12 protein-coding genes are annotated in these 7601 nt (G+C 66.7%); all 12 read left to right on the top strand.

Annotated elements, in window-relative coordinates; all coding sequences use genetic code 11:
- Positions 1 to 580: cobyrinic acid a,c-diamide synthase (locus M3498_17030; protein ID MDQ3460973.1), on the top strand; the 580-nt coding region annotated here is incomplete at its 5' end.
- Between the two features lie 11 nt (positions 581 to 591).
- Positions 592 to 1791 carry a hydrogenase expression protein HypE gene (locus M3498_17035; GenBank protein ID MDQ3460974.1) on the top strand — a complete coding sequence of 400 codons (1200 nt, stop codon included), beginning with the start codon at positions 592 to 594 and terminating at the stop codon, positions 1789 to 1791.
- Positions 1788 to 2051, top strand: a complete 264-nt coding sequence (locus tag M3498_17040) for a hypothetical protein (GenBank protein MDQ3460975.1) — start codon at positions 1788 to 1790, stop codon at positions 2049 to 2051. The genes M3498_17035 and M3498_17040 overlap by 4 nt, the downstream gene beginning before the upstream one ends.
- Positions 2048 to 2362 (top strand): hypothetical protein, encoded by a 315-nt coding sequence (locus M3498_17045; GenBank protein ID MDQ3460976.1) that lies wholly within the window; start codon positions 2048 to 2050, stop codon positions 2360 to 2362. Before M3498_17040 ends, M3498_17045 begins: the two co-directional genes overlap by 4 nt.
- The gene (locus M3498_17050) at positions 2359 to 2676 is read left to right on the top strand and encodes a hypothetical protein (protein MDQ3460977.1); all 318 of its coding nucleotides are present in this window, start codon (positions 2359 to 2361) and stop codon (positions 2674 to 2676) included. The genes M3498_17045 and M3498_17050 overlap by 4 nt, the downstream gene beginning before the upstream one ends.
- A gap of 1 nt (position 2677) precedes the next feature.
- The gene (locus tag M3498_17055) at positions 2678 to 2971 is read left to right on the top strand and encodes a hypothetical protein (protein ID MDQ3460978.1); all 294 of its coding nucleotides are present in this window, start codon (positions 2678 to 2680) and stop codon (positions 2969 to 2971) included.
- Positions 2968 to 3261, top strand: coding sequence for a hypothetical protein (locus M3498_17060; GenBank protein MDQ3460979.1), 294 nt, complete (start codon positions 2968 to 2970; stop codon positions 3259 to 3261). Before M3498_17055 ends, M3498_17060 begins: the two co-directional genes overlap by 4 nt.
- 9 nt (positions 3262 to 3270) lie before the next feature.
- Positions 3271 to 5142: a nickel-dependent hydrogenase large subunit gene (locus M3498_17065; GenBank protein MDQ3460980.1), complete on the top strand. Its 1872-nt coding sequence runs from the start codon at positions 3271 to 3273 to the stop codon at positions 5140 to 5142.
- Positions 5139 to 5813, top strand: a complete 675-nt coding sequence (locus M3498_17070) for a hypothetical protein (protein ID MDQ3460981.1) — start codon at positions 5139 to 5141, stop codon at positions 5811 to 5813. Before M3498_17065 ends, M3498_17070 begins: the two co-directional genes overlap by 4 nt.
- Positions 5810 to 6181 carry a hypothetical protein gene (locus M3498_17075; protein MDQ3460982.1) on the top strand — a complete coding sequence of 124 codons (372 nt, stop codon included), beginning with the start codon at positions 5810 to 5812 and terminating at the stop codon, positions 6179 to 6181. Before M3498_17070 ends, M3498_17075 begins: the two co-directional genes overlap by 4 nt.
- 3 nt (positions 6182 to 6184) lie before the next feature.
- Positions 6185 to 7063: a NifU family protein gene (locus M3498_17080; GenBank protein ID MDQ3460983.1), complete on the top strand. Its 879-nt coding sequence runs from the start codon at positions 6185 to 6187 to the stop codon at positions 7061 to 7063.
- Positions 7060 to 7557: a hydrogenase maturation protease gene (locus M3498_17085; protein MDQ3460984.1), complete on the top strand. Its 498-nt coding sequence runs from the start codon at positions 7060 to 7062 to the stop codon at positions 7555 to 7557. Before M3498_17080 ends, M3498_17085 begins: the two co-directional genes overlap by 4 nt.
- Positions 7558 to 7601: the final 44 nt, after the last annotated feature.

A 7601-nucleotide genomic window follows, 5' to 3' on the forward strand; every position in this document is an offset into this window, starting at 1 on the left:
GATTCTGGAAGTCGTCGAGGAGGATGGGGTTCGCCGCAGCCGCCTGGCTATGCCCATGCTCGAGGTGATCGAAAAGTACGCCGTCACCGGGCCGGACAACGTGCATATCCTGGCCTTGGGCGAGGTCGATCACGCCAGCCAGGGCTGTCTCTGCGGCAAACACGCCATCGTCCGGGAGGTCGTCGGCGCCGCCATGGCAGAGGGGGACGAGGCCGTCATCGTGGACATGGAGGCTTCGCTGGAGCACATGCGGCGCGGCACGATTCGCCACGTCGACACCCTGCTCATCATCACCGAGCCCTATTACCGGGCGCTCGAGTCCGCCGGACGCCTGGTCAGGCTGGCCCGCGAAATGAACATCCCGAACGTCTTGGGCGTCGCCAACAAGGTGCGGAGCAAAGCCGAAGAGGAGGCCATTCGCAGCTATTTGGACCCCTTGGGCGTTCCCCTCGTCGCCGTCATTCCGATGGACGACAGCGTCGGCCAGGCGGATCTGCAGGGCAAGGCGCTGCTGGACCTCTACCCCGACGCGCCCGCGGTAACAGCCATTCAAGGTCTCTCACAGCACCTGTTCGCCTAGGAGGTTAAGCCGTGGCCGACGTCCTTACCAGAGACCCCCCCCCGTTCAGCCCCGCGCTCGGGGCGACACTCACCGGGCTGGACAAGCCGGCCTACACCGAGGTTCACGCCTTCTGGCTGGCCGGGATGAGCTGCGACGGTTGCACCATCGCCGTGAGCGGCGCGACCAAGCCGTCGGTCGAGGAACTGCTGACCGGCACGGTGCCGGGCCTGCCGAAAGTCATCTTGCACCATCCGGTCTTGTCGGTCGAGGTCGGACACGACTTCACCGAGTGGTACTACAAAGCCTGGCGCGGCGAGTTGGACGCGCCCTACGTCATCGTCATGGAGGGCTCGGTGCCGGACGAGCGCATCGCCAGGTCGCAAGGCGGCTATTTCGCCGGCTTGGGTGCGGAAACACCCAATGGCGAGGACGACCCCTGGGCGGCCCAGCCCGTGCCGATCTCGACCTGGATCTCGCGGCTCGCCCCCGGCGCGGCGGCGTCCATCGCCGTGGGCACCTGCGCGACCTGGGGCGGCATCCCGGCGGCGACCGGCAACCCGACCGGCTCGATGGGGCTGATGGACTACCTCGGGGTGGATTACAAGAGCGCCCTGGGCTTACCCGTCATCAACATTCCCGGCTGCTCGCCGACCGGCGACAATATGACCGAGACCATCGCGGCGGTGCTGATGTTCCTGGAGGGGATAGGGCCCCTGCCGGAGTTCGACGAGCTCGGCCGGCCGGCCTGGCTCTTCAAGGAGACCGTCCACCGCGGCTGTACCCGCGCCGGCTACTATGAAGAGGGCGTCTTCGCCGAGGAGTACGGCGGCCGCGAGTGCTTAGTCGAGATCGGCTGCTGGGGCCCGGTGGTCCAGTGCAACATCGTTGCGCGCGGCGCCATCAACGGTGTCGGCGGCTGCATGCAGGCGGGCGGGGTCTGCATCGGCTGCACCATGCCCGGCTTTCCCGACACCTTCTCTCCCTTCTACAAGGCTCCGCCGGGTGCGAAGGTGTCGGGCGCGGTGTGGCGGGTGGTCGGCACCTTCATCCGCCCCCTGCGCCGCCTCTCGCAACGCCAGCACAACCTCGAGAGCCGCTGGCTGGAGGGCGTTCCCAGTGGCTGGGCCAGGGTGGACGACCCGAGCCCGTTCGACAAGGTCAACCATTTCTTTTACGAAAAGCTCCAGTTTTCCGGCTCGCGCAAGCCGGGCACCAGGAGGCGGCCGTGATCTGGTTCGGGGTCGCCCTCGTCGTCGTGGCCGTCGCCGCGCTGCTGCTCATCTGGATCTGGCTCGAGGCGCGGGGCATCGCTCACGAAGCGCAGCGGGCGCTCGCCGCGGGTTGGGAGGTCGAGGCCAGGACGCGCGCGCTCTGGGCCATCCCCCAGGTGAACCAGTTGCTCCAAGAAGGCCATGACGCCATGAACGCCCTCACCGGCAAGGCCGGCAGGGTGGCCGACGCCGTCGCACCTCAGGAGCGAGCGTCATGACGCTTTGGACCCTGGCGCTGGTGCTCGGCGTGGTCGTCACCGCCGTGGTCGCCGCGTTGCTCGCTTTGATCTTGCGTGAAGCCCGGCGCATCGAGGCCGTAGCGGCCGACATCTGGGAAGTCGGCCAGCGCATCGCCAACAACACCGTCCACGTCCCCGATCTGAGCCGCAGCAATCTCTTCTTGGGGCGCGTCCTGGCGCAGGCCCCCGCACTCCACGGCCATCTGGAGCGCATTCGCGGCCACGCCGAGACCTGCCCCGGCTGTCCGCGGTGCGCCCTCGGAGAAACAGCCTTTGGAGAAACACCGTGACGCTGCTCGCCTTGCTCTGTGCCCTGGTGGCCGTCGCCTTTTTGCTGGTGGTTGCCATATTCGCCACGCACATCGTCCACACCCTCGAGGCTATCGGCTCGCGCGAGCCCTCGTCCTGGGGTCGGCTCGGCGGCTCGACCAGCCTCTTGAGCCGGATCTGGTTTGGCGTGCGCGCGATTGAGACCCAAGTCGGCGCGCTTCCGCCGCAAGCGACGCGCCTCAACGAAAACCTGGCGAACCTGGCCCAAGGACTGGGCGACCTCAAGGCGTCCCTGGCGGGGGCGTTGGAGGCGGTTCAGGAGCAAAGGAGATAAGATGCCGACCTCGGTTGCCGTCATCTGGGCAGTTACGCTGGTGATCGCCTATCTCGCTGTGCCGATCGTGGTCGTCTTGCTGCTGCGCATCGCCCGCGCGGCGCGCAAGATCGAGCTCTACACGCGCGAGACGCGCCTCGCCAGTCAGGGTATCAGCGGGCATCTGGAGGCTGTTGTCGCGCTCGAGCAGACCGAAAGCCTCCTCACGGGAGCCCACGCCGTCGGCGGCGACATCGCCCTGGGCGCCGAGGCGATGGCGGGTCTGCTGAGTCGTCGCGCGGGGGCTGACGGATGACCATCCTGCTCGGCCTTACGCTCATCTGGCTTGCCCTGGTGGTGCTTGCCCTGGTGGGCTTTTTAGGGGCGGCGGCCTTCTATCTGCGCCGCGCCCGCGGGAATTTAAGAGGCATCGCCGATGACCTGGAACGCGTCGCCGCGCAGGCCGAGCCGCTCGAGGCGAAGCTGGAAAGCATCGGCAATGAGGTCGAGGCTATCGTCGGCGCGCTCGGGCGCGTGGACAAGGCGCTCGGAGGCATCCTCGACGTCGTCGCCGGGCTGCTGGCGCCTCAAAAAGAGAAAGGGTAAGGGTAATGCATGTGTTTTGAACGCCTTCCGGTCGCCTTTGATGACAAGGGCAAGGCCTACTTGAAAGACAGCGCACAAAACCCCTACGGCTATGAGGTCACGCCCCTCGCCATCCACGAGGACCGCCTCAAGGAGCTGCTCGCGCGCAACGGCTTCATCAAGTCGGTGGACTTCGACCCGGTGACGCGCGTGGCGGGCGCCCTGGCCTTCCACAGCGTCGTCGACCTCGAGAACAGACAGGTCTTGAGCGCCAACTCGATGGCGACCCTCTTCCGCGGCTACGAGATCGTGGTGCAGGGCCGCGACCCGCGCGACGCCATCTACATCTCCTCACGCGCCTGCGGGGTCTGCGGCGGGGTGCACGCGGCGGTCTCGGCCCTCGCCATCGAGATGGCCTACGGCATCAAACCGCCGCCGATGGGCATCGTCGTGCGCAACATGCTCCTGGCGATCGAATTCCTTTACGACAACCCCTTGCACCTCTTCTTGCTGGCGGGGCCGGACTACTCCCAAGCCCTGGTCGAGCCGACCAACCCCACGCTGTGGGCCAGGGCGCAGGGCAGCGAAGCGAAGCGCACCGAGCTGCACGGTTTTGCGACGATGGGCGAGCTGATGACCGCCCTCAACCCGCTGACGGGCAGCCTCTACGCCGAGTCGCTGCACATGACCCGCGTGGCGCGCGAGGCTTATGCCTTTCTGGGCGGGAAGTTTCCGCACCCGCAGACGGTCGTGCCGGGCGGGATGAGCACGACGGTGAACTTGCAGGTCTTCAACGAGGTCTACAGCCGGCTCAAGGAGTTTTTCGACTACGCCAAGAAGACCACGGCGATTTGGGACGACCTGACCGAGTTCTTCTTTGAAGCCGACCCCAAGTACCGCGAGGTCGGCAAGCGGCCCATGAGCATGATCGATACGGGCGTCTGGGACGACCCCGACTCCTACGACACCACCTACGCCAACTGCAGCGACTGGGGCGAAAAGCGCTGGGCGACGCCCGGCGTCATCATCGACGGGGAGCTGAAGACCAGCCGCTTTCAGGACATCAACATCGGCTTGGAAGAGTTCGTCGACCACTCCTACTACGAGGACGGCTCGAGCCAGAGGTTCCCCACCGACGCGCTCGGCGCGCCCCTGAGCCCCTACCACCCCTGGAACAAGGAGACCAAGCCCAAACCCGGCCCGCAGAGCTGGAAGGAACGCTACTCCTGGGGCACCTCGCCGCGTTGGGACAGGCAGGTCACGGAGGCCGGAACCCACGCCCGCGTCTGGACGACCGCCAAGGCCGACAAGGTGCCGCACCGCCGCTTTATCGACCCCTACGGCGCGGGCATGCGGATGCTCTTGCCCAAGTCGAAGCTGCCCGAGATGGTCGTCGACTGGAAGATGCCCGAGACGCTCAACGCCTTTGAGCGCAACCGCGCCCAGGCTTACGCCATCGCCCACAGCGTCTGCGTGGCGATGGACAACTGGCTCATGGGCATGGAGCTGCTGAAAAAGGGCGACACGACCGTCAGCACGCCCTTTGACCTGAGCGCCAAGGGCACGCACGTCGGCGTGGGCTTCTGGGGCGCGGGGCGCGGCTATCTGACGCACCACCTGGTCGCCACCGATGGGCAGATCGACAACTACCAGATCCTCACGCCCTCGACCATCAGCGCCTCGCCGCGCGACCCCTTCGGGCAACCGGGGCCCTACGAGGAGGCGGTCATGAACACGCCGATCCTCGAGGAGTTCGACAAACCCGAGGACTACACCGGCATCGACATCCTCCGCGCCATCCGCTCCTACGACCCCTGCATGCCCTGCACCACCCACATCATGGTGCCCGATCACGACATGGTGATCACCCGCGAGGTCAATTCCTGCGGCTGCGAGGGGTGACGGTTAGAGGCGTGGACCCCGCTAGGGAAGGTACGGCGAACAGCGCTAACACCCTCATCGCGGGCGTCGGCCACCGCTTCTGGAGCGACTACTCGGCGGGGCCGGAATGGTCAGACCGATTGGCGGGGCTCGAGTGGCCTGCTAACGTCACCGTCGAGGACTACAGCTACGGCGCCTGGGCGATGACGCAGCGGCTTCAGGACGAGCGCTATGGGCGCTGTATCTTTCTGGCGGCGGAACCGCGCGACCGGGAAGCCGCCAGCCTCCACGTCTACCGCTACGCCTTCGACGCCGCCGAGTACGACCCCTTGCGCGTCCACGACCACATGTTCGAGGCGGTCGCAGGCGTCATCTCGGTCGACTTGCTCCTCGTCGTGGCCGGATATTTCAGGGTGCTGCCCCCAGAAACCTGGGTGATCGAAATAGAACCCGCGAACCTCGAGTGGGGCAGCGGCGTCAGCCAGCCTGTCGAGGCGCGCTACGCCGAGGTCGAGGCCATCGTCAAAGCGCTGGTGAACGGCCGGCCGCCCCCGGAGGTCGAGGTGCAGCGCGACCTGCCGCTGGGCTCTTACGGCGCGCTAGCCAAACGCAAAGGCGTGAGCTGTAACCCCAAACACCCGTTGACGGATAAGGAAAGCGCCCAAGTAGGGGCGGATGGGAGGCGCAGATGACGCCCGAGCAGCTTCATCTGCGCGACGAAGTCGTGCAGGTGCTGTACTGGCTGAGGGGCGAAGGACTCGGCGAAGCGTGCTCCCCCAAGCAGTTCGCGCTCTGGACAGGGGTCGGCGAGGCGCTCCTCGAGCCGGTCCTTGAACTCATGCTGCGCGACGGCTGGCTCGAGCCTGGCGAGCAAGCCCATACCTACCGCTTCACGCGCTTGGGCGAAGAGGAGGGCAAACGCCGCTTTGCCGACGCCTTCGCCGACCACGGTCTGGGCTGGGGCGGCCCCGGCGGTTGCGGCCCGGACTGTCAGGACTGTCTGATCAACGGCCCCGAACACTGCCACGTCCACAACCACCCACACGACCACCCACACTGAGCGATGGCCAGCGACCTTCAAGACCTACTTCAAGAGTTGGACGCCCGCATCCGGGGGCTCGAGGCGCTGCCTGAGGAGGTGCAGGAGCAGGTCTTTACGATGTTGCAGGTGATCGATAGCGTACACCGCACCTCCGTCTCGCGCCTGGCTGCCCAGCTCAAGGAGGCCGGCATCTGGGAGCGCGCGCTCGAAGATGATGGAGTCAACGTCCTCTTTACCCTCTACGACCAGCTTCCGCTGGGCGAAGAGGCGCAGGTCGAGGACGCTCTCGAGCTCGTCCGCCCCTACATCCACTCGCATGGCGGCGAGGTCGAGGTGCTGAAAGTGGAAGACGGCGTGGTTCACCTGATGCTCAAGGGCTCGTGCCAGAGCTGTTCGGCCTCGAGCGACACCTTGAAGCGCGGCGTCGAGACGGCCTTGCGCGAGGGTTTTGCCGGCTTTAAGGGCGTGGTCGTGCACGAAGCGGACGAGCCGCCGCACGAGGGCTGGATCGACTTGCCGATGGTCACGAACGCAGCCAGCCGGACCAAGCCTCAAGGCCCCGTGTTTAGGCAAGTAGCGCGGCTGTCCGACCTGCCGACGGACCGCGCCGCTGTCGTGAGCGTCGAGGGCCGTTCGGTCCTGCTGGTGCGCTCGGGCGCCCAGGCCTACGCCTACGACCCGGCTTGTCCGGGCTGCACGATGTCCTTGGAGGGCGCCAAGCTCTCCGGCAACGTCCTCGTCTGCCCCTGGCAAAACTGCGCCTATGACGTGCGCAGTGGTCGCCGGGCGGACGGCGAGGCCGGCGAAAACCTGCGCGTCTACCCGGTGAGCGTTCAGGCGGACCAGGTGCTGCTGGCGATGGAGTTTGCGCCCGCCGCGCTGTTCGGGGCTGGGGGGTGAAGCTCCTTATCGCCGGCTTCGGCAACGTCTTGCACGAGGACGACGGCTTCGGCGTGTTTCTGGCCCAGCGTGTGCAGGAACACCCCAACTTGCCCGCCGGGGCTGACGTGCTCGAGGCCGGCATCGGCGGCATCAGCCTGGTGCAGGACCTGATGAAGGGCTACGACGCGCTGATCGTCTTGGACGCGCTCGAGGGCGACACCCCCGGCGTGGTCAAGACGCTCACCGCCGAGGTACCCGACGCCAAGGACCTGCCCCGAGATTTTCTGGCGGACGTTCACTACGCCGAGCCGGGTCGGGCCTTGGTGCTGGCAAAAGCCATCGAGGTGCTGCCGGAGACGGTGTACATCGTCGGTTCGGTAGCGAAGTCCGCCGAGCTTGGTGAGGGGCTGAGCCCTGAGGTCGAGGCGTCGCTCGACACGGCGCTTCGGGTGGTGCTGGCGTTGGCGGAGCGACTTGCCGCGAACCCCGAACCGGCGCTGAAAGGAGGCTAGAGCGTGGAGGGAGTAGGCGCTGCGGCGGAGAAAAGGCTGGCGGA

Source organism: Deinococcota bacterium (genome assembly GCA_030858465.1).
Classification (GTDB): domain Bacteria; phylum Deinococcota; class Deinococci; order Deinococcales; family Trueperaceae; genus JALZLY01.